General features: G+C 56.0%; 17 protein-coding genes. 10 read left to right on the top strand and 7 right to left on the bottom strand.

Annotated elements, in window-relative coordinates; genetic code table 11:
• Window positions 1-15: 15 nt before the first annotated feature.
• From AC3Z8Y_RS06265 to AC3Z8Y_RS06235, 7 genes are all read left to right on the top strand, one after another.
• On the top strand, window positions 16-528 hold the full coding sequence (locus AC3Z8Y_RS06265) for an ureidoglycolate lyase (RefSeq protein ID WP_490088913.1): 513 nt from the start codon (window positions 16-18) through the stop codon (window positions 526-528).
• A 389-nt stretch (window positions 529-917) separates the two neighbouring features.
• The gene (locus AC3Z8Y_RS06260) at window positions 918-1706 is read left to right on the top strand and encodes an outer membrane protein OmpK (RefSeq protein WP_490088912.1); all 789 of its coding nucleotides are present in this window, start codon (window positions 918-920) and stop codon (window positions 1704-1706) included.
• Between the two features lie 322 nt (window positions 1707-2028).
• Window positions 2029-2775: a 4'-phosphopantetheinyl transferase family protein gene (locus AC3Z8Y_RS06255; protein ID WP_490088911.1), complete on the top strand. Its 747-nt coding sequence runs from the start codon at window positions 2029-2031 to the stop codon at window positions 2773-2775.
• Window positions 2776-3219: 444 nt separating this feature from the next.
• Entirely contained in the window at window positions 3220-6117 is a 2898-nt protein-coding gene (locus tag AC3Z8Y_RS06250) for a ribonucleoside-diphosphate reductase subunit alpha (protein ID WP_490088910.1), read from the top strand.
• Window positions 6118-6219: 102 nt separating this feature from the next.
• On the top strand, window positions 6220-6393 hold the full coding sequence (locus AC3Z8Y_RS06245) for a YhfG family protein (RefSeq protein WP_490088909.1): 174 nt from the start codon (window positions 6220-6222) through the stop codon (window positions 6391-6393).
• Window positions 6390-6992 carry a Fic/DOC family protein gene (locus tag AC3Z8Y_RS06240; protein ID WP_490089948.1) on the top strand — a complete coding sequence of 201 codons (603 nt, stop codon included), beginning with the start codon at window positions 6390-6392 and terminating at the stop codon, window positions 6990-6992. The genes AC3Z8Y_RS06245 and AC3Z8Y_RS06240 overlap by 4 nt, the downstream gene beginning before the upstream one ends.
• A 389-nt stretch (window positions 6993-7381) precedes the next feature.
• Complete coding sequence (locus AC3Z8Y_RS06235; protein WP_181118877.1) at window positions 7382-8623, top strand: ribonucleotide-diphosphate reductase subunit beta; 1242 nt, start codon at window positions 7382-7384, stop codon at window positions 8621-8623.
• 501 nt (window positions 8624-9124) lie between these two features.
• Here the strand turns inward: AC3Z8Y_RS06235 and AC3Z8Y_RS06230 are convergent.
• Window positions 9125-9553 carry a hypothetical protein gene (locus AC3Z8Y_RS06230; RefSeq protein WP_490088908.1) on the bottom strand — a complete coding sequence of 143 codons (429 nt, stop codon included), beginning with the start codon at window positions 9551-9553 and terminating at the stop codon, window positions 9125-9127.
• Between the two features lie 165 nt (window positions 9554-9718).
• On the opposite strand from AC3Z8Y_RS06230, the gene AC3Z8Y_RS06225 reads away from it, so the two are divergent.
• Window positions 9719-10186 carry a helix-turn-helix domain-containing protein gene (locus AC3Z8Y_RS06225; RefSeq protein WP_490088907.1) on the top strand — a complete coding sequence of 156 codons (468 nt, stop codon included), beginning with the start codon at window positions 9719-9721 and terminating at the stop codon, window positions 10184-10186.
• A 930-nt stretch (window positions 10187-11116) separates the two neighbouring features.
• Window positions 11117-11542 carry an antitoxin Xre/MbcA/ParS toxin-binding domain-containing protein gene (locus AC3Z8Y_RS06220; protein ID WP_490088906.1) on the top strand — a complete coding sequence of 142 codons (426 nt, stop codon included), beginning with the start codon at window positions 11117-11119 and terminating at the stop codon, window positions 11540-11542.
• Window positions 11543-12359: 817 nt separating this feature from the next.
• Here AC3Z8Y_RS06220 and AC3Z8Y_RS06215 read toward each other — a convergent pair.
• The 5 genes from AC3Z8Y_RS06215 to AC3Z8Y_RS06195 all read right to left on the bottom strand — a co-directional run bounded on the left by AC3Z8Y_RS06215 (window position 12360) and on the right by AC3Z8Y_RS06195 (window position 18662).
• The gene (locus AC3Z8Y_RS06215) at window positions 12360-12587 is read right to left on the bottom strand and encodes a nucleotidyl transferase AbiEii/AbiGii toxin family protein (protein WP_490088905.1); all 228 of its coding nucleotides are present in this window, start codon (window positions 12585-12587) and stop codon (window positions 12360-12362) included.
• Between the two features lie 39 nt (window positions 12588-12626).
• Window positions 12627-13268, bottom strand: coding sequence for a DUF6088 family protein (locus AC3Z8Y_RS06210; protein ID WP_490088904.1), 642 nt, complete (start codon window positions 13266-13268; stop codon window positions 12627-12629).
• A gap of 1313 nt (window positions 13269-14581) precedes the next feature.
• Complete coding sequence (locus AC3Z8Y_RS06205) at window positions 14582-15424, bottom strand: hypothetical protein (RefSeq protein WP_490088903.1); 843 nt, start codon at window positions 15422-15424, stop codon at window positions 14582-14584.
• An 825-nt stretch (window positions 15425-16249) separates the two neighbouring features.
• On the bottom strand, window positions 16250-16432 hold the full coding sequence (locus AC3Z8Y_RS06200; RefSeq protein WP_490088902.1) for a hypothetical protein: 183 nt from the start codon (window positions 16430-16432) through the stop codon (window positions 16250-16252).
• A 1951-nt stretch (window positions 16433-18383) separates the two neighbouring features.
• Window positions 18384-18662 carry a type II toxin-antitoxin system Phd/YefM family antitoxin gene (locus tag AC3Z8Y_RS06195; RefSeq protein ID WP_490088901.1) on the bottom strand — a complete coding sequence of 93 codons (279 nt, stop codon included), beginning with the start codon at window positions 18660-18662 and terminating at the stop codon, window positions 18384-18386.
• Window positions 18663-19591: 929 nt separating this feature from the next.
• Between AC3Z8Y_RS06195 and AC3Z8Y_RS06190 the strand changes: the two genes are divergently transcribed.
• Entirely contained in the window at window positions 19592-19789 is a 198-nt protein-coding gene (locus tag AC3Z8Y_RS06190) for a helix-turn-helix domain-containing protein (RefSeq protein ID WP_490088900.1), read from the top strand.
• A 1107-nt stretch (window positions 19790-20896) separates the two neighbouring features.
• Here the strand turns inward: AC3Z8Y_RS06190 and AC3Z8Y_RS06185 are convergent.
• Complete coding sequence (locus AC3Z8Y_RS06185) at window positions 20897-21484, bottom strand: acyl-homoserine-lactone synthase (RefSeq protein WP_490088899.1); 588 nt, start codon at window positions 21482-21484, stop codon at window positions 20897-20899.
• Window positions 21485-21560 lie beyond the last annotated feature (76 nt).

Here is a 21560-nt window from a genome sequence, read left to right as displayed (position 1 = left end):
CCGGAGACCCTCTGCATGCGCCAGCTGACCATCGAGCCCCTGAGCCGCGAAGCCTTTGCACCTTTCGGTGATGTGATCGCCACCGAAGGGCGCGATCACTTTTTGATCAACAACGGTTCCACCGAGCGCTACCACCGGCTGGCCGATGTACAGCTGAGCGGCCCTGAAGACACCGCAATCATCAGCATCTTCCGGGCGCAGGCCTTGAGCATGCCGATGCCTGTCACCATGTTGGAACGCCACCCTCATGGCAGCCAGGCGTTCGTGCCGCTGCTGGGCCACCCATTTCTGATCGTAGTGGCGCCAGTTGCGCAACAGCCTGACCCTGAGGCCATTCGCGCGTTTCTCAGCGATGGCCGCCAGGGCGTGAATTACCACCGAGGGGTGTGGCACCACCCGGTGCTGGCGCTGCATCCGCTCGACGATTTTCTGGTGGTGGACCGCAGCGGCCCGGGCAATAACTGTGACGAGCATTTCTTCCCGCTGGCCGAGCAGTGGCTGCTGGATCCTTCGCACATCAATGCCTGACTCGGGCCTGAGGCGCATCCGGGTGCCTGGGCCTGGATCGCAACGGGCGCAAACGCGAATCGAGGCGCGCCTGTACCCAGGCGCCTAAGCCGCTGAAACCCCTCTTGCATACGCCCCGTCATAGGGCGATTGCCTTTCAGAATGCTCCTAATTATGCTGCGCGCCCTTTGCTCGCTGCCTGGCGATGCCTGCTCGGGGCCCGCGCTGCCTGACTCATGTCGCGAAATGGCGGCTTTCCTGACCTGTCGGACAGCTGCGCAGGGCTCAGGCCAGAAGCTGGCGCAGCAATTGCTATAGGGTTCTGGCGGCCAGCGAACCTGACCGATCGGACAGCACATTTATCCAGGCGGCGCCAATGCAGCGCCGCTGTAATCACCAGGGAGCTTTCAATGAACCGTACCCTTTCCAGCCTTCTGGTCGCCGGCACTGTGCTGGCGGCAGGCAATGCCCAGGCGGCGGGCGATTGGCTGCAATGGCAAAGCAACAGCCTGACCTACTTGAACGGGCGGGATTTTACGGTAGACCCGGAAATACAGCAGACCTTCACCTTCGAGCACGCGGACTCGTGGAAGTACGGGGACAACTTCCTGTTCGTGGACAAGATCTTCTTCAACGGCAAGGCTTCCTCCAGTTCGGGTAACAGCACCCTGTACGGCGAGTTCAGCCCGCGTCTTTCGGCCGGCAAGATCCTCGACCGCCCGATCAAGTTCGGCCCGGTGAAAGACGTGTTGCTGGCGCTGACCTACGAGTTCGGCGAGGGCGACAACGAGTCCTACCTGTTCGGCCCCGGCTTCGACCTGGACGTGCCAGGCTTCGACTACTTCCAGCTGAACTTCTACAAGCGCATAACCGACGGCCCGCGCGCCGGCGACAACGTATGGCAGATCACCCCGGTATGGTCCTACACCATTCCCGTGGGCAAGTCCGACGTGCTGATCGACGGCTTCATGGACTGGGTAGTGGGCAACGACAGCAACAACCGTGGCGACTACCACGCCAACCTGCACTTCAACCCGCAGATCAAGTACGACCTGGGCAAGGTGCTGAACATGGCCGACCGCCAGTTGTACGTGGGCATCGAATACGACTACTGGAAAGACAAGTACGGGATCAAAGACACCCCGTACTTTGACACCGACCAGAACACCGCCAGCCTGCTGGTCAAGGTGTTCTTCTAAGCGGCGGTGCGAGCCATCCGGCGATAGCACTCGCCTACAGGGCCCATGCGGGCCTTGGCAGGAGGCCTCCAACCCTGTGGGAAGCAACTGTCTTCAGCGGTTTTCTTAAGCCCTTATTCGCGAGCTCCGCCTATGGCTCCGCCGGATGGCCGGCCCCCCGTCTCCTACAGGATTCAGTTCAGTCTGTGGGAAGCGGGCGCCAGCTCGCGAATAGTAAATTTTCGCGAGCTGGCGCCGGATGGCCGGCCCCCCGCTCCCACTCAGCTGGGAATCCGGCTCGCGAAGCTTCCTATAGGCCAGGCGTGGCGGCACAATACCCGCCATGACCGATATGCCTTTCCACCCCGCCTGCTGCACACCATTGGCCGACCACTGCCCGCTGCCCTTGCCGGTTGCAGGCAGTGCGTTCGCCAGTTGTGGCTTCGAACCGTCACGGCTGTTGACCGACGACTTCCAGCGCAGCGGCATACTCAAGCCCCCCAGCATCGAGCGTTCGGTGGCCAAGCGTCAGGCCGAATTTCTGGCCGGCCGCCTGTGCGCAGGGGCCGCGCTGGCGCAGCTTGGGTTGCCCCAACTGGATATTCCCATTGGCGAGGATCGCGCCCCGGTATGGCCCCAGGGCGTTACCGGTGCGATCACCCATGGCCAGGGCTGGGCCGCCGCTATCGTTGCGCCCGCAGGCTACCAGCGTGGGCTGGGGCTGGATGTGGAAACGCTGCTCGAACCCGACCGCGCCCAACGCCTGGCCGGGGAAATACTCACCCCCGCCGAGCTGGCGCGCTTGCCCACGGATCCGGCGCAGGCCGCACTGGCGATCACGCTCACGTTTTCACTGAAGGAAAGCCTGTTCAAGGCCCTCTACCCCCTCGTGCGCCAGCGTTTTTATTTCGAAGCGGCAGAAGTGCTGGGCTGGTCCCATGACGGCAAGGCGCGGCTTCGGCTGCTCACCGACCTGGGCGCTGGCTGGACGTACGGCACGGAACTGCCAGGGCAGTTTTGCGTCTTGGGCAGCCGATTGCTGAGCCTGGTTTGTATCTCCGCCCTAGATGACGAGCGGCGATTTTCCTGAGTAACGCCTACAACCCGCAGCCGGCGCGGCCCGCAGCCGGGCGCAGAATTTCCCCCACATTTTGCCCACACCTTATCCACATTTCTTCATGTTGCAATGACCGGCCAACCGCATTATCGTGTAGCCCGTTGGCGCTAAACCCACTACATGTAGTGGTTCGCCGCTTCGCTTGAACACAACTCTCATAGAAATTTCAAGCCCTTTTCGCGGTCATTCCCTGGTCGTTGAAGACGGGCCGCCAGGCGCCCCTGCGCGCGCTGGCTACCAACCTGTTTTGCCACGGAGGCGCCCTGTCGCACCTCCTTATTTTTTGAAGTCGCTGTATACCGGCCAAGCCGGCTGATGGCCTTTTACGGCCAGGTCGCTTTCGTCGGTTGTCGTGCTTCGCATGGAACGGCAGCCACCCTGCCGCGCCTAAATTTACATCAAGATCGTGGAGAACCTATGCACACCGACACCACTCGCGAGAACCCGCAAGGCCAGGCGCCTCAGGGCGTGGGCTCCGCTCAGGAGCTGAGCGCCACCGCGCCCGGCCAACTGCGCGTGATCAAGCGTAACGGTACGGTCGTCCCCTACACCGACGACAAGATCACCGTGGCCATCACCAAGGCGTTCCTCGCAGTGGAAGGCGGTAACGCCGCGGCTTCCTCGCGCATTCATGACACCGTGGCACGGCTGACCGAGCAGGTCACCGCGACCTTCCGCCGTCGCATGCCGTCGGGCGGCACCATTCATATCGAGGAAATCCAGGACCAGGTAGAGCTGGCCCTGATGCGCGCCGGTGAGCAGAAAGTCGCCCGCGACTACGTGATCTACCGCGACCAGCGCGCCAAGGAACGTGCCAGCCGCAGCAACGCCGGCCAACCTGCGCAGCCGCACCCGAGCATCCGCGTGACCCGCGCCGACGGCGCCCTCGAGCCTCTGGACATGGGCCGCCTGAACACCATCATCACCGAAGCCTGCGAAGGCCTGGCGGAAGTGGACGGCGAGCTGATCCAGCGCGAAACCCTGAAAAACCTCTACGACGGCGTGGCCCTCAAGGACGTCAACACCGCCCTGGTGATGACCGCCCGCACCCTGGTGGAGCGTGAGCCGAACTACTCCTTCGTCACCGCCCGCCTGCTGATGGACACCCTGCGCGCCGAAGGCCTGAGCTTCCTGGAGGTTGCCGAAAGCGCTACTCACCACGAAATGGTCGACCTGTACGCCAAGGCACTACCGGCCTATGTGGCCAAGGGTGTGGAGTACGAGCTGCTGAACCCTGAGCTGGCCAACTATGACCTGGCCAAGCTGGGCGCGGCCATCGATCACGAGCGCGACCAGCAGTTCACCTACCTGGGCTTGCAAACCCTGTACGACCGCTACTTCATCCACAAGGATGGCGTGCGCTTCGAGCTGCCCCAGGTGTTCTTCATGCGCGTGGCCATGGGCCTTGCCATCGAAGAGAAGAACCGCGACGAGCGTGCGATCGAGTTCTACCGCCTGCTGTCGTCGTTCGACTACATGGCCTCCACGCCTACGCTGTTCAACGCTGGCACCCTGCGCCCGCAGCTGTCGTCGTGCTACCTCACCACCGTGCCGGACGACCTCTCGGGCATCTACGGTGCCATCCACGATAACGCCATGCTGTCCAAGTTCGCTGGCGGCCTGGGTAACGACTGGACGCCGGTTCGCGCGCTGGGTTCGTACATCAAGGGCACCAACGGCAAGTCCCAGGGCGTTGTGCCGTTCCTCAAGGTAGTGAACGACACCGCCGTGGCAGTGAACCAGGGCGGCAAGCGCAAGGGCGCGGTGTGCGCGTACCTGGAAACCTGGCACCTGGACATCGAGGAATTCCTCGAGCTGCGCAAGAACACCGGTGACGACCGTCGCCGCACCCACGACATGAACACCGCGAACTGGATTCCCGACCTGTTCATGAAGCGTGTGTTCGAAGACGGCAAGTGGACCCTCTTCTCCCCTTCGGAAACCCCGGACCTGCACGACCTGACCGGCAAGGCCTTCGAAGAGCGCTACGAGTACTACGAAGCCCTGATCGAATACGGCAAGATCAAGGTCTACAAAACCCTGCAAGCCAAGGACCTGTGGCGCAAGATGCTCTCGATGCTGTTCGAGACCGGCCACCCATGGTTGACCTTCAAGGACCCGTGCAACCTGCGCAGCCCGCAGCAGCACGTGGGCGTGGTCCACAGCTCCAACCTGTGCACCGAAATCACCTTGAACACCAACAAGGACGAGATCGCGGTCTGCAACCTGGGCTCGATCAACCTGCCGAACCATATCGTCGACGGCAAGCTGGACACCGCCAAGCTCGAGCGCACCATCAAGACCGCGGTGCGCATGCTCGACAACGTGATCGACATCAACTACTACTCGGTACCGCAGGCACGCAACTCCAACCTGCGCCACCGCCCTGTGGGCCTGGGCATCATGGGCTTCCAGGACGCGCTGTACCTGCAGCACATCCCGTACGGTTCCGAAGCGGCCATCACCTTCGCCGACCGTTCGATGGAAGCGGTGAGCTACTACGCGATCCAGGCCTCCTGTGACCTGGCCGACGAACGTGGTGCCTACGAGACGTTCCAGGGCTCGCTGTGGTCCAAGGGCGTATTGCCACTGGACTCGCTGGAAACCCTGATCGAACAGCGCGGCGCCAAGTACATCGAAGTCGACCGCAGCGAAACCCTGGACTGGGCACCGGTGCGCGAGCGTGTGCAGAAAGGCGTGCGCAACTCGAACATCATGGCCATCGCACCCACCGCGACCATCGCCAACATCACCGGCGTGTCGCAGTCGATCGAGCCGACCTACCAGAACCTCTACGTGAAATCGAACCTGTCGGGCGAGTTCACCGTGATCAACCCTTACCTGGTACGCGACCTCAAGGCGCGCGGCCTGTGGGACTCGGTCATGATCAACGACCTGAAGTACTACGACGGTTCGGTGCAGCAGATCGAGCGTATCCCGCAAGAGCTGAAAGACCTCTACGCCACCGCGTTCGAAGTGGACACCAAGTGGATCGTGGAAGCGGCCAGCCGTCGCCAGAAGTGGATCGACCAGGCCCAGTCGCTGAACCTGTACATCGCCGGCGCTTCGGGCAAGAAGCTGGACGTGACCTACCGCATGGCGTGGTTCCGTGGCCTGAAAACCACCTACTACCTCCGTGCCCTGGCTGCCACCAGCACCGAGAAGTCCACCATCAGCACTGGCAAGCTGAACGCGGTATCCAGCGGCAACGACGGCGCGCTGCACGCAGCCCCCGAGGTTGCAGCACCCGCCGGCCCCGCCCCGGTGCCGAAGGCCTGCGCTATCGACGAGCCGGATTGCGAGGCGTGTCAGTAAGCGTGGTTGATTGACTGCAGGGCGCCTTCGGGCGCCCTGTTCGTTCATGGCCATGCAAGCCACCCTGTCATATAATCAGGACGTCACTCTGGAGACTAGGTCATGCCCCTTTCGCTAGAAGCAAAACGTGCCTATTACGCCCGCATCCGTCAGGCAAATTACGCTGCCAGCCTGCGTCTCGAAGGCTTCGACGTACCTGACGACACCGCGACGAAGGCGTTACCTTCCCGCGAAGAAGTACTCAAGCGGTACCGCTCGAACGCCCGTGCGGAATAATGGATAAATACGGGGTTGGCCAGGACACCTATTGCTATCCCGGCACCGGCATCTTGCGCAATCGCCTGGATATCGTCGATGCCGCTTGGTTGAGCGACGCCGAGCGTGATCTCTCCGCAATCGCTGCAGGCCGAATTGAATTTCAACCTGCTCCCTATGATTTGGCTTATTGGCAGGGTCTGCACAGGCAGCTGTTTGAAGACGTGTATGCATGGGCTGGAATGCTGCGCAGCGTGGACATTGCCAAGGAGCAAACCCGATTCTGTACAGCTACTCGGATCGTCGCCGAAGCAGACAGGCTTTTTGCGCAAGCGGCCCGAGACGACTGGTTCGAAAACCTGCCCAGGTTGGAACTCATACCAGCTGTTGCGGAGTTGTTCGGTGAGCTGAACATGATCCACCCCTTCCGTGAAGGAAATGGCCGGGCACAACGCGTGTTATTCGATCACCTGATCATTCACACGGGTCATACGGTGGACTGGACATCTGTGCTTCCAGACGAATGGAAAGCCGCAAATATCTCAGCAGTGCACTGCGATTATCAGCCGCTGGAAGCGATATTTCGCCGATGCATCCAAGGCCTCATCGAGCCCGACTGACGGCTCTATCGTGATCGGTACCAACCACAGCATCCTGTGCCTGAGATAAGCGCAAGCCACCACATATAGATTTTTTCGGCCATAGGCGATTGGCTTATGCCATCAAAATCTCATGTCAATACGCGCAATTGGCCGTACTTTTCCGTATACTGCACGTCCTACAAAGGGACCCAACCATGCGCCTCGAAACAGCGGTTATTTAAACCGACTGGCGGTTTTATTCGCCTTGGCTAAAGGGGTTCACGTTATTCGGTGCGCCTTGCGGTTTTGCACAGGCATAACAGCAATATCCAGATTCCTTGCGCCGACGCCGTAGCTCAACAGAGCGGCGCGGCAGTCTTCCAAATTAACCTGGCCGTTTCGGCGGCCACGAGCAGGAGCGAACCCCGATGCTGAGCTGGGACGAATTCGATAAAGACGACGGCGATGCCGCACAGGCCAATGGCAGCCAGGCACCAGCCGGCGCCATGGACAAACTCGACAGCGCTGGCGACGCCGCCGCGCATGAAGCCCGCGAAGTGAGCGCTAACGACAGCGCGGCGGTCGCTCGTGCCAAGGCCGCGTTGAACAGCCTGGACATCGCCGAGGGCCTGGCCGAGCTGGAAGGCTCCGCCGCCCGTGTGAAGGTCGATGAAAAGCGCATGATCAACTGCCGCGCCGACCTCAACCAGCTGGTGCCCTTCAAGTACGACTGGGCCTGGCAGAAGTACCTCGACGGCTGCGCCAACCACTGGATGCCGCAAGAGGTCAACATGACCGCCGACATCGCGCTGTGGAAGAGCCCCGAAGGCCTGACCGACGACGAGCGCCGCATCGTGATGCGCAATCTGGGCTTCTTCTCCACCGCTGACTCGCTGGTGGCGAACAACCTGGCGCTGGCTGTATACCGCCTGATCACCAACCCCGAATGCCGCCAGTACATCCTGCGCCAGGCCTTCGAAGAGGCGATTCATACCCACGCCTACCAGTACTGCATCGAGTCGCTGGGCATGGATGAAGGCGAGATCTTCAACATGTACCACGAGATCCCTTCGGTCGCTAAAAAAGCGGCCTGGGGCCTGAAGTACACCCGCGCCATCTCCGATCCGAAGTTCGACACCGGCACCCCGGAAACAGACAAGGAACTACTGCGCAACCTGATCGCCTACTACTGCGTGCTCGAAGGCATCTTCTTCTACTGCGGCTTTACCCAGATCCTTTCCATGGGCCGCCGCAACAAGATGACCGGCGTGGCCGAGCAGTTCCAGTACATCCTGCGCGACGAATCCATGCACCTGAACTTCGGCATCGACGTGATCAACCAGATCAAGATCGAAAACCCGCACCTGTGGGATGCCGAGCTCAAGGAAGAAGCCACCCAGATGATCCTGCAGGGCACCCAGCTGGAAATCGAATACGCGCGCGACACCATGCCACGCGGCGTACTGGGCATGAACGCGGCCATGATGGAGGACTACCTCAAGTTCATCGCCAACCGTCGCCTGTCGCAGATCGGCCTGAAGGAAGAATACCCGGGCACCAGCAACCCGTTCCCGTGGATGAGCGAGATCATGGACCTGAAGAAGGAAAAGAACTTCTTCGAAACCCGCGTGATCGAGTACCAGACCGGCGGTGCGTTGAGCTGGGATTGATCAGGGTTGACGTAGGTTTTCATCCTGGAGTGAACTTTTTTCACGTCAAACTGAAATGGTGCGTGTCATAAAGCCATGAGTCGTTGTGGAATTAATACAACGACCCACCTTCAGTTTTCACGATGACCCAGACCTTTTTCGGAGATCCGCGACTGATCGCACAAAAATGGAGCCTAGGGTCCTTCGAATGAGCAGGATGCCAATTTCAATAGCGCCCTCTTTCACCTAGAGGGGCGCCTTATCATTGAGCAATCTGAAGTACTAAGACGTCCACAGGGCGGCTTCCGCCGTGGGTCCCACGCGGAAAATGAACGGTTTTAGATACGTGAGCAGGGCGCTCTCTATAATTACCTAACGCACCATTTGAGGACCGCTTTGAGACGGCGAAGAACGCCAATTTCTTCCCTTCTCGTTCGCCGCCAGCAAGAACCCGCAGTTGTGAATAGCCCGGCTTCATCCTCACATAGATAAACGCGCCTTCCTTGCCTTGCGCAATACCTATCAGCTCTGGGAGTAAACCAGTTGTGAATGCGCTATCTCGGATGGCTCACTGACAACAGTTGAGTAAATCGTTCCTCCGCGCACCTCATACGTATGTCCCAAAGGACGGCCCTGACGGTCATGGAATTCTGTTAGCCTAACCAGAACGTCCATCTTCCAAGATCCCGATTCATTTAAATCGGCCGGCGTAATTACCTGCACTTTTTCAATCCACGCATTTTTGCAGTCGTGTTGTAACAATTGCTGTAGCCGACAAACCGTTGCCGCTAGGATTACGCCCTTATTGACTACGCCGCCTAGGTCCTCGACGGTTTCGATGTGAAACCAGGGGATAAACGTCTGAATCTCCACAAACGCCCAAAATTGCGATTCGCTTGCCACACGCGTAAGCCCGGCCAGAAGCTCAGCCTCCCGCATTGTTTTGAACATATCAACCACCCTGTAGGCACACATGAAATATGTAAGTGTCGCTATTTACACAATCGAAACGACCGTGCCACCACGCTTGTAACGAATTACTTCATTATACGTACATTCATACATTTATTGAAGCAGCACCGCTATGGCCTCATCTCCACTTTTGAGGGTGAAGCTGTGTTGACGAAAGAGGTGGCCGCTACAGTGAGGGCTGTTCGTGCAAAGCGAGGTGTGACCCAAGAGAGCCTTGCCGAGGTAAGCGTACAGAAAGCAATCAGCCAACTGGAACAGGCGAGAGTGAAAATCTCGCTGGAAAAACTCCAACTGATCGCGGAACTGCTCGATTTCGACTTGGTTACGCTCGTAGCGCTTTGTGTGTCTCTAAAGCGAGGCGAAAGTCCGGAGCAGTCTCTGGAAGAGGCGGCTCGAGTGCTGATGACATTCAGAGATCAAGGGGGAATGGAATTACTTGCGCTACAATATCAAAGTGGAAATCTGACAAAACGCACCCGTGGCAAACCTGCAAACCTGGAAAACATGAGAAAGGTTTTAGATCTGAAAGGTCAGGGCTGTACGCAAGCGGAAACAGCGCGACGCTTGGGACTGACTTCCGCAGCCGTGAGCAGGTACTGGCGCAAGAGTTGAACGTTGAGACTGGATATACCCTACCGCAAATAATGTCCTAGGAATTAGACGAGCAAACAGGTAATTTACCGCTCATTCTTACCAGCGAGCCAGCCACTCGGCTCAAGGCAGCGACCGACCTTCACAGCGGCAGCCAGCAAGCTGGAGCTATTTTTTCTTCTCTCCAAAATACTCTTGGCTTCCCTAGAATAGCGACAGCAGTCAAACCATTTTGAAGTTTGAAGCTTTCTCCGTCCTTTCATAGCGCTCTCCAAAAAAGCCGTACCATCACTATAACAGCGACGTCCCTAGCATTTTTCTCTTGTATCAGTGGCCTTATACCATCCTTGCCTGCGCTAGCCAATAAAGTAGCGACTCATGGTATACGTATTGGCAGGCATGAATACCCTGCGGCTGGAGGAACCCGCGCATGCGCGGAAATAGCTCGATTTTTTTGATCTCTGCCGTGCAAGTGGCTATCAGGACGAACATTTTAGACCACATCTGATCGGTGTAGACGCTGGAAAGTCCAGTAGCAAAAATCGCGAAAACCGGAAAATTCTGCCTCTAGGCAGCGATCAGCACCTTGGAATGAGATGTCTCTACACCAGCTAGGCCTGATGAATTACTCACCCAATCTTAAATATTGTGCTGATCGACCCCTGCTGGAATGAGTCAAATATCTATTGCGGAAAATCATAAGTTGTCCAATCTCTCCCGCTATAATAGTATGCATATGTCGTTTTTCCCTGGACAGGGCTAGGCATCAACGTCCCAGACTCCAAGAGGGCCCTGATAAGCATTTGGCTCCGAATCAGTGAACAATGACGCATGCCGCCGCCTCTACTGAACAGCGTGCCCGATGACTACTCAGCTGTAGATTTCCATACTATATTCATGAAGGAGAGCAGCATGGTGTCTAACGGTACGACAAGACCGCCAGCGGGCTGCATGACTGAATATCTTCTGAAAACCCGTGCAGAATCCGTTAGTAAGATTGAACTCACATTAATGATATGCAGAGGGTTTGAATTAAGCGACGTTCAAGCTATGCTTTCGTGTTCTAAGCTTTACGAATCGACTAACGTCTTGCGCCGGATAAGAGGCGTATCACCACCGCGAAAACGAAGACGCGCTGCGATGGACATAGGCTCGGAAAGACTGAGCAGTCGAGAGAGCGCGCTGGCATTTCAGTTCGCCAAGATTTTAGAGGATGCGTGTTTGGCTTTTGGCAACCAGCAAAGTGCCGAAGAGTGGCTGAACCGCCCCTGCAAACACCTGTCTGACGTAATCCCCTTAGATATCATTGAAAACGCAATAGGGTTTCAACTGCTCGAAGATTATCTGGAACGGATAGTAACAGGAGTATATCAGTAGGCTATAATCCTCGTTAAGCTTGCAAATTAGTCATAGAGATTCGCGAGCATAAAAACGCCCGTACTGGCTTCGAGCAGGCATCTATATATTGACTCCAGTGAAAGGTAGATCGGCTACCTAGCCGGCGTACGACGAACACAAGCTGGTTGATTTTGCCCCGAAAATTTTTGAAGCTCATCCCACAGTGCCTGCCATGAGTTATTCATGACCATTGAGCATGCCTGCATCTTGGCATCTGGTATCGTCGTCGTTTTGCTTGGCGTGATTCTCTGCATCGTGCATAGACTTCAACTCACCGGCCAGACATATTTCAATAGTGAGTGGAGCTGCTTCTGTAGAACGTCTCCTTAAGGTCGATCACGTCTGCCATCACTTCAAAAATCGGTTACGGCGGTCCGCCCCGTGGGTGCTGAGTCAGCATGCCCAGGTCATGCCAGTGTCGCGAAATCCGATCCCTGCCATCGGCGACGGCCTGTTGCACTGCGCGTGGCTCAGCGTGACCTTTTCCTGGCAAATAACCTGCGGGAACAGGGCTATCACACCCTCAGCTCTGGAAAATGACTTCGGGGAACTCGTCCACAGTGTCGGGCTGGATCTGTGAGTTGCATGGGGATACAGATGTTGCGGCCGCCAACTCAACCAGCGCAAACTTCTTGGTGTATCGCTCCGATCTAGAACCTGCGGCTTGTAGTAAACGTGCAGTTTTCTTCCTGCTAGCTGATCGCGACGCCGCAAGCTTCCTGTCCCGCGACGGCCTTCAATTGAGCTTCGAGATATAGTCGTAGGGTTTCGTGGCCGTACACTGCAAATTCTCTTTTTAGCGCCTCATCCAACCGCTTACGCTCCTCGGACAGGTTCTTGAGCCCAGAATGGGGATATGGAAACCTAGCTCCAGGTAATCAGTCGTGACGTTTACTTCCTCTGAGAACCGCTGGATGACTAAGTGGATCTTGGACAGGCTCGTTCCGCCTTTGAAGGCCGAAGCCTTCCTCCCGACATTGTGAAAAGAGACTGGAGCATAACGAAAGCTAAATATCTTCGTCAATCACGCCGGAGGTCCGCCCAGTACGAAATGCAGCAGTATTTAGAGGCTCAGCCTTCGCTTTGGTGGAGTCGGAAGAACAGGCTGACACTCATGTTTCTTTGCGGTTTGACCTAGGACCGAACGCATCCATTCCGGCATTCTGCACGCCAGAAACTGTTTAAATTCAGTTTCGTTCAGGGTTTTGGTCATTCGCCCAACCAGTTCAGGCGTAAGCTGTTCATTTCCGAGGTAGTGCATAGCAGTCAACACAGTCCCAACTTTCGTTCCGGCGTGCTGCAAACGGTGCCTGGCCACATGCTGTAAGCGGACTATGGCGTTCCCCACTTTGATTTCGCGCGTGGTGCCGCTGGTGTAGAAGGTTGGAAGTACCTGCATCTGTGTGCTGAGCCCCAAACGTCTAACAGCCTCCGCCCCGTGGATCTGGATCGTTTCGCCTTTGGCCCCCGCAATGACATACATCACTTCGACTGGACTTGGGCTTACACGGCCGACGTACTTGACCACCTTCGGTCGCATGTAGACGCCTCGCATGACACGCTCAAGCGAGCCGGCTCGTACTAGCTTGGACAGGGCCTTATCGACGGTTGACCTCGGGCCGGCCGCTGCGAACACAGCCCTAGCAAAAGGTCTTCCCTTCGGCATGTGCTTGATCCGGTTTGAGATGGCTTGGATGACGGACATTTGGCCTCCTATGGTCAGAAAAAACCAATAATCTTTCTATAGGCAAAATAAAAAGCCGCTTATGCCATCTCCCCCAAGGTACATTTTGGGCGCCAAGCGACGACGGCGCCATCGGCAAGCACTAAAATAGTAGCAATGATGGAACATAGAAAACATGGACTCGACGTTGCATGCTTTTCCATGCATGCAGTGTAACGGAAACTTTCGCAGGACGTAGAGATGGAGTTACTCGAGGTCTCAGCCCTCCACCCGTGCAGGCCGAATTCGCGGCGCTTTCGCAATATACGCGTCCAGTCCGCCCGTTCATGTGGGTGGGAGATACCGCCAGCGATGGTCGTCGGGTTTGAGCTTCAAAGCTTACGCTAGGCTCATAGGACACGAATCTTAGCCGATGTAGAGTTGGGCTCTAAGGTACGTACAAACTCGGGCAGCCGACATTGAAGCCGTTTTGAAACTAGCAAGATTCCCAGCTCGGTGCTCCCCTCTCGCATGAACGCCAGCTGCCCGCCCATCAGCAGTCAGCCATAACATCCCGCTGTCGCCTGGATATGTACCCGGCGGGTCCACCAGTAGTGCTAGATCGCTGCGTTCACCCAAGGCAAACGACTCGACACCGAGGACTTTGCATTCCCTGCGCATGTCATATCCCGGAATGTTCAACGTACTAGCACCAATCAGTTTGGTGTGGATTAACGAGTGCAAATCCGTGACAACATCAACGCGGCGACCATTGAGCGCTCTGGCTCTCAAGTATTCGTTCTGAAGGTCAAACAACCCGCAGTCTAAAAATCCATAGTCACCGAACCGGCCACTGCCTGACGAATAAGCCAGAGATAAGCTCTCCCCCGCCTGGTTCCAACCTGGGTTGCTGTTGGAGTAGAAACCCACATTGGCTGGCGTCGCTGGTCGGCCATCTGTACCAACGAGGCAGTGTGCACACGAAACTCCAAAGGCTCCAGCCTCGGTATGGGCAAAACACGTCACGGAACCTTGGCTACGTCCATCGTCGATTATTATTGGCCCGGCCCAGGACTGCTCCCTCATTTGAGGCCACTCAAGGACGTCAGTAGCAACAGACAGGTTACCGATGCGGACGCGAGCGGGGACCCTTTCTGTCGGGCTTAAGTCGGTTTTCGAAGCTTTTTCGCGAACAAAGAATGTGAGCCCCACACTCGGTTGAATGACCCCCCCTCTGATCTTGACCCCTATCATGGAGCCAATAACCCCGGGTTTGCTGTACATGCGTTCATCGACCTGACTTCTGACTTCAGCGATGGCTTTTACGCGAGTCAACGGAGGGGTGCCGGCTCTGCTCATGGTGCTTCTACCCGACGAAGCTCAGTAGTCCCGTTAGCTTGCTGGATTATTTCGTAAAGCTCGAATGCTGGCAGCGTAGGTTTTTCCGGCTGAGTGACTGTGTAGGTTTTGCTTAGCTCCGTTGCCCATGCTTGAACTACTTGCAATGAGTTGGCACGTGGAGTGCTGGCTGTAGGGGCAGGAAATTTGCTGAGCGCATCAGCCTGTGCTCTAATATTTTCATATTGGCCGTTTGCCATTGCCGCGTTAGCCGGATCGGCTAAAATTGCGCCCGCAGACGCAAGTGCTTGAGCTATCGACTTTAGCTTCCTGAGTTCGACTTCTGATAGTCCCGGCAATCCGCTGGGAGTGGCCTTCTGCAAAATCTCTTTTGAAAGGTCTAACACTACCTTCGAAGACTCTTTTGCCGACGGTGCGGCTTCTTCTCTGAACCCATCCTTGGCAGCAGCTGCTTCTGCTAGCAATTTTTCAGCTCCGGCTCTGGCGGTGATCATCCCTGCGAAAGAGTTGATGAGTTCTGGTATTTTCATATCGGTCTGCTGTCCGAAAGAGGTCATTTGCCCCCCCGCCAAGGCCATGGTGAGGTTTGCAGAGCCAAAGCCCGACCGTGGCTTCGCATAGATGACTTTTGTTCTGTCTGGCAGGTAGACAATTGACGTTTCGACCGGCTTATCCGTCGCACCAGTGCGTGACACCAGCAGATACGGCTTCGAGGGATATACCGGTATTCCAGTTTGGTTTTTAAGATCGGGAGCACTATAAAAGCTGATCCCTGCGCACCCGCCCAAGACCGATGTTAAAGACAAAACCAGGGCCAGCTTCAGTATTTGAGCTTCCATCCCAGCCGTCCTATGGGATCTATCCCAATCAAGATTTCCGAAAGCATAGGTAGACAATGGCGTAGGCGCTAGTCGTCACGGCATTTTTTGAATCGAAAGCGGATTAAAGCGGGCTGTGCGTAGTGTTCACCCTAGGGGGTACCCCTTGCTATTCAGCTTGTCTTTCGCCGCTTGTAATTGCGTGTTCGACATTAGCTGGTACTAGGCCAACGCAAGGCTTAGCACTTCCCGGGAGCAGTTGGACACTACACGTTTGCTTCTGTGCTCGCCTTAACGCCGCTTTTACCGGAACGAAAGCCGGCAAGGTTGCAGGCGATTGATCCCGGTAAGTCGGTAACCTCTTGCGGATCACGTCGGCATTGATGCCGTGATGGATGGCTACGCTGGTAATCGTCGCGCCGGGTTGCAGGTATTCCTGCACGACCTAAGCTTTGAATGGTTTGGATTAAGAGCTTCGTTGGCGCATGAAAATCCTGGCGATAAGGACAATCGCGTCCGCTTGAAAATACGCCGAGACCATCGCCCTTAATGCAGGGATTTTGAAGGTGTGTTCGCCAGCCGCTTACGTCGGGTTTGCTCATGCAGGGAGACCGCCAGATTACTTACCTGTCAGAACCGCACATCCGACCGCGCAGCGTTCCTTACTATGGCTAGTGGATTCCAACACGAAGTGTCAGCAAGCTGCTGAGCACCTGCATGCGCTTCGCCCGCGGGGATGGCCTGACTACTACACTCCTATGCCGTTGGCACACAAGGACGCCTAAGCATATCAAGCAAGCCGCAGTTTGGACCTCGTAGGGCCGCCGAGGCCGAAGCATGAGGCGACTAGGGCTGCGGAAGCCTAAGCGGGCCGCTCAAAGGCTTGCCAGCAAATGCAGTTGCCTCAACGCAGCTGAAGGCCTCGATTGCAGACTCATTAAAGAAGCTCTTATAGCCCGGCGATTGCTGGATCTTTTTGAGCTTTGCAAGCGCCGCTTCCCTTACGCTGTCGCGTTTATCGGTAGTCATCCATTTGTCCAAGGTCAGTTGCTGTAGCTAACTCTAGCCTCGGCGATTGCTATGTCAACGCATTTTGATATCCAGCGATATCGGGTCTCCGCTCGCTCGGGGTGAGGGCTTTTACCTGCATCACGAAGCCGCTTGAGGACTAGGTAGGCGTCACTCACTTGATCCTTAGCCATCCGGCAGCATTGAGGTCCATTTTTCGAGAAGGTCGGAAGAGATATCGATGATGAAATTCCCACTGCCATCCCCGAGGTCCTCGCTTTCCACAGTCATCGACAAGAATCACTCATCAAGAGGTTCGCCTCCCTGGCATGGTGCCTCATTTCATACTCTAGATCCCATACGCCCCAACAGCCAGAACCGACTCTGTTAGAAAAAATCAGATCCTCGGCTGATGTGAACTCAACCACGACCATCGCCTAAGAACCGCCCTCCAGACTGAATGGTTTCTCAGCCCTCGTTGACCGTTGCTGCTCAGTTGGTGGGTTGTTTGAGGTCTTGTGCTGAGGGCATCCGCATGAAAAGTATTCGTTCATCTCCCCTGCGATCGCCGAGGCACTGGCGACTGCCGCGCGTTCAAGCATCGACGTAATGTTGGTGATCGACAACCACGGAACAGGGTAAGGCCTCCCGTGCCGCAGGGAGTCGCTAACCATGCGATGGGGTGACATCGCAATGCCGATTCCATGCGTCTATAAGGCAGCTGGTGTTGTACCTTTTATCGACCATGGCGGACTGGACCTGAGTAAAAATGCCCGCTGGGGCACGATTCGAACGGTACCACCTCACTTCGGCATGACTCACACCACGTCCACATACCTGTATTTTTCCGCGCTGCCTTCACCGCTTCCTGCTCAGCCAGCAGGGTGCTTAGCGTACCTGCTTCATGCAAGGCTCCTCGATCTCGCCTTCAAGGACATTCCCGACTCTGAGCAAGACCCTGAGCCGGCGCGTAAACGCGTTCCCCACCTTCTGCTTCTTCGCCACGGCCGCCGGCGGCAGGATGGTCACGCCAGGAATGGCTTCCATCGGATCAGGGATGTGTCGGTGCTTGGGCGCCGGCGCTTACGCGGCGCCAAACAACGCGCTACGCATTTCTTCTTCAGTCAGGTTTATCATAGGGAACGTCCAGGGTAGTTTCCTCGGCAATCGTTAACGGGTCCGGCACGCAGTTGCTTTCGACTTCGTATTGGGGCCCCTAGCTTCAACCCATCTCAGTAGTTGACGGCTCTGTCAACCACCCCCAGAATTAGCAGCAACACGGCCCCTCTCGGCTCACCCGCTTAGGCGGCGAAGCTGCTGAGGGGTTTTTTATTAGCGTTTTGCACGTTACCACTGAATTCCCCATCCAGGCGGTGCGCTCCTTCCCGCACCTTTTTTCCGTTTTGGTGACCAGTTAAAACTCCTTATAACTACAAAAAGCTGAAGCATGGCCTGGTTTTAATACACCTCTATCCAGGAGGTTTAGAGTACGTAGCGGGGCCGATAATTTCAAGCCTCCATCGAATACAACAGTCCAAGTTGAGATCAGCCTTTAAACTCACATTTCGTTGCAGCCACTATCTGTATGATTTTCAAGACAGAGGCTAGGTACTGAAAGAAGCTATCTGTTATCCTTAGCCTGAAAATCCTATCCGCTATAATACGCCTTAGTCCTGAAGGATGTAGCGCCATTATTACCTGAACATATCCGACCGAAGCTCTGCTTCCACGCTAATCTTATAGACCTTATATAGTGGATGACCGCCCGAATGCTCAACGATGGTTATCCGCCGAATCTTCATGAGCCTTAGGACTCCGCAACGGACCAACCTCGGGATCATAATCCCGAAAGTAGTCGAAATTTAGCTGGCTCGCCCCGTCACACACCTAACCGACAAACCGCAGCGCAACGCTAGCCGTTTTGCCATCACTGTCGACTTCTTCATTTGGCGCGCCGACAGTGGCAGTTTTCTTATTCTGCTACTTTGTCTTGTGAGACATTTAAAAGGATATCCCTCGAGAATGCCGTACCGGCTTTATGCTGTGCAATGGATGCTTGAAGCCTTGAGGCATTCGAGGCAGTACTGAGCAGGTACATGGTTTCATTCATTGAATTGAAATCCTCCAACGACAGAAGCACTACGTGCTCACCACGCTGACGGGTAATGACGGTGGGCTCATGGTCTCTGCAGACGTCATCCATTGCTTGCTTCAAACGGGCCCGGGCTTCGCTAAATGTCAGTACTTGCATGATCTTATCCTTCCTCTGGCATCGGAGGATGGCAGTCCCCTCACCAATGCATGACAGTGCTGCGAGTGCGTTGGCTTTGAAATGATCAGCTTTCAAAGCATCCAGATTGCGTGGCTATGCCTCTCAGAAAGCCTTTGCCACATTTATTTACGATGCTTCGCACTAACTTCAATGCGAGATAAAGATACTTTGCGAAGCCATAAAGCTGCGTCGCTGATCGCTTGGTCAATCAAGGTCCATCTAAAACGTCAGTCAGGCACCTGCATCAGCACGCCGAAGCGGCTTGGGGGATAAACCAGTCATGGTCCCGCTTGCCAACGGTCGCGGCATGCCGACGGAGGTGCGCAGCGCGATGCCGTAGGCGCCGTACAGCTCATGCTCAGTGGACACTGCCTCCCTAATGTGGAGTTTTCCTTGGGTCCATCGTTCCCCTCCCTGAAGGGCTAAGGCCTACATGCCGGTGTTAAGACTTTCCTCGACAATCGACACGGCGATGAAGGCCCCATTTGAGCAGCGATCCATTTTTTCCTATTGTTTGTGCTGAGTTCACCGCCCTGTGCGGTGGCTGATGCCAGCAAACTACACTATCCATAAAGCCCATGCATTTCGTGCCGATGCCACGGCGTGGACAGTGAACTTCAGACCCCACGAAGGTCTGTCTAAGCGGCCAAGGGAGGTTCCCGCCCTGCCCTGGGTTACTAACCCGCCCCAGCCAGGCCGCTTCAACCGGGCGCGCGTGCTTTCAAAGCAGGCAGCGCTTAAATGTCCGCACGGTGCCTGCGGTGAAGACATGAGTTTCGAGCCTTCGGCTCGACCGGGCAATGATACTGGCGCGGCAATCGCTACGGCGGCGGTACGCCGGCTTGTCAACGTGACAAGGCGTGTGGCCCTAGCTACAGAAGGCGCATTAAACGCACCCATGGCCTGTGATGCCCGTTATTGCGACCTACCCTAAAGGCAACTTGCTCCGCCTGCTCGCGGTCCTCGCCGCCATCAAGGGAATGCCCGACGCAACCCTGGTCAAGGTCGCGGCCAGGACCGGCCTTGATAAAAAGACCGTGTCGCACCTGGTCGCCCAAGCAAGCGAACAGGCCGGCGTAACCCTCATCAAAACCGGACCGGTCTAGACCTTGGACGACTGGGGACCGGTATTCAACCCGGCCGGCGCGCACCAGGCGGAGGCCGGCACGCTGAACGCCGTGAATACCCGGGCGTCTGCCTGTGTCCCCCGACCCTGCTACGCCGGCCATGGGCTGGAAAAAGCCCGGAAATGATCTGTGGTTAGCAGTATGGCCGTGTAAATTGATCCTGCCACTGGGGCATGGCTGGGTGGCCTGTACCGATGCCCTGCCCCGGAATGACTATCAGGGGGAGCTCGAATACATCGTCTACAGTCCCGCGTATAGCGGTAATTTGCACTGGTGCCAGTTCAGCCTGAACGGAGCGCGCTGTTATGACGAACATCGAGAAGTGGGCCTCAGCGGGGCGACCCACTGGCGCCTGGCCTGCCGTGATGAACCTCGCGACAGCACCTGGGATGGCCCGCCCCCGACGGTGACCTAAGTGGATGGCCGGCGCCTAGCCCCGCTGCACCGCTGGTGGGATCGGTATCGCAACGCCACCGGCATCGAGCAGGCATCACGTCTAGATAGCCTCCGGCGGTAGCTTCTGCAAGATGTGTTCGTTGGACGGTTACTTTCAATACTTGCTCACACACATTTTCTCGGCGAACCCTATCAACAATCCCTATCCACTCTGCCATCTTACAAACACGCATTGGGATTAGCGCTTAGGGGCTAGAGGTACCTGTATTACAGGGCGCCTCCGCATAAATAAACCGACCGTAAGAACAACCATGACGTAGGCGCCGCAGATTTTGGAGAGGCGGAACGGCAACGCCGGAGCTGAAACGTACGGGCTGATCAAGACACTCCACCAGAGCAGAGAATAGTCGTGGTCCGCTTGCTCCTAGCAAACCCATATTTATCAAGGTCGCTGCGACTAACGATTGGGGCCGCTATGCGGCCCGAACGGCAGCCCTAAAAAGTTACATCGAAGAGCCTACGATAACTTATTCAGGAACTTATAAACTATCGATAAGAAAGAGGCTCAGCCAGCTATAAGTACGGAATATAATTAAGTAAAACTAGCGGAACCTAGGGTGACAGAGGCTCCGTCATATAGCTGTCTGATCGCATAGCTTGCCCTTCCTAACAATAAATCCCCACCGAAGCCTATAGGTTAGAAACTGCCTCATCAAGAGAACTTCGGGTGAGTTCATTTAGCTCAATACGCAAAGCAACCGCACGCTCCACACCAATCGTTATAGCTGGACCGAATCGACTGATATCAAGCCCCAGCCTAATTAGCATCTTTTCCACACCGACAGTGGTTACAGTAACAAACCTGTAAATACCTCGCCTCATGGCAAAATCTACGATAGCTTGGATTGCCCGAACCGTGCCGTGTGAAAAACCGAAACGGCTTGTATCAGGCGATTCTATAGCGAATCTACTGAGCTCCCAAATGGTTTCAGAGCATGGCGCGGGCAGGCCATGGAGTAACTCCGGAAACGTATGGGCTAACATGTTCGGCCCAGTGGTAGGCAAAATCCGCCAGCATCCGGAGACATATGACTCGTTTTCGCCCCTGCTAATAATCATATAATAAGGATCAAGAGCATCATATCCGTCAATTTCCATACCATCAATAAGCTGAACATCCCAAGATTTCTTTTCTTTAAAGATCCTAGCACGCAATTGGTGCATGGACTCCAGCGACTGTGTATCAAATTTATTACGACGCTGTATTGAGATTAACATAGCACACACCGGAGATTAAGAATGTGCGAATAATGTATATCCGGTATGAATAAATGTGACCCTCCCAAATTTGGGA

Source organism: Pseudomonas sp. 3MAES_34.3B, assembly GCF_058145875.1.
The sequence above is the reverse complement of the archived record's forward strand: the minus strand, read 5'-3'. Positions and strand labels throughout refer to the sequence as shown.

Excerpts from the sequence above, each read along its gene's own strand:
- AC3Z8Y_RS06250 (WP_490088910.1), top strand. The coding sequence starts at position 3,220 with ATGCACACCGACACCACTCGCGAGAACCCGCAAGGCCAGGCGCCTCAG.
- AC3Z8Y_RS06205 (WP_490088903.1), bottom strand. The coding sequence starts at position 15,424 with ATGGAAGCTCAAATACTGAAGCTGGCCCTGGTTTTGTCTTTAACATCG.
- AC3Z8Y_RS06245 (WP_490088909.1), top strand. The coding sequence starts at position 6,220 with ATGCCCCTTTCGCTAGAAGCAAAACGTGCCTATTACGCCCGCATCCGT.
- AC3Z8Y_RS06235 (WP_181118877.1), top strand. The coding sequence starts at position 7,382 with ATGCTGAGCTGGGACGAATTCGATAAAGACGACGGCGATGCCGCACAG.
- AC3Z8Y_RS06200 (WP_490088902.1), bottom strand. The coding sequence starts at position 16,432 with ATGACTACCGATAAACGCGACAGCGTAAGGGAAGCGGCGCTTGCAAAG.
- AC3Z8Y_RS06190 (WP_490088900.1), top strand. The coding sequence starts at position 19,592 with ATGCCCGTTATTGCGACCTACCCTAAAGGCAACTTGCTCCGCCTGCTC.
- AC3Z8Y_RS06220 (WP_490088906.1), top strand. The coding sequence starts at position 11,117 with ATGACTGAATATCTTCTGAAAACCCGTGCAGAATCCGTTAGTAAGATT.
- AC3Z8Y_RS06260 (WP_490088912.1), top strand. The coding sequence starts at position 918 with ATGAACCGTACCCTTTCCAGCCTTCTGGTCGCCGGCACTGTGCTGGCG.
- AC3Z8Y_RS06265 (WP_490088913.1), top strand. The coding sequence starts at position 16 with ATGCGCCAGCTGACCATCGAGCCCCTGAGCCGCGAAGCCTTTGCACCT.
- AC3Z8Y_RS06255 (WP_490088911.1), top strand. The coding sequence starts at position 2,029 with ATGACCGATATGCCTTTCCACCCCGCCTGCTGCACACCATTGGCCGAC.
- AC3Z8Y_RS06210 (WP_490088904.1), bottom strand. The coding sequence starts at position 13,268 with ATGTCCGTCATCCAAGCCATCTCAAACCGGATCAAGCACATGCCGAAG.
- AC3Z8Y_RS06230 (WP_490088908.1), bottom strand. The coding sequence starts at position 9,553 with ATGTTCAAAACAATGCGGGAGGCTGAGCTTCTGGCCGGGCTTACGCGT.
- AC3Z8Y_RS06195 (WP_490088901.1), bottom strand. The coding sequence starts at position 18,662 with ATGCAAGTACTGACATTTAGCGAAGCCCGGGCCCGTTTGAAGCAAGCA.
- AC3Z8Y_RS06185 (WP_490088899.1), bottom strand. The coding sequence starts at position 21,484 with ATGTTAATCTCAATACAGCGTCGTAATAAATTTGATACACAGTCGCTG.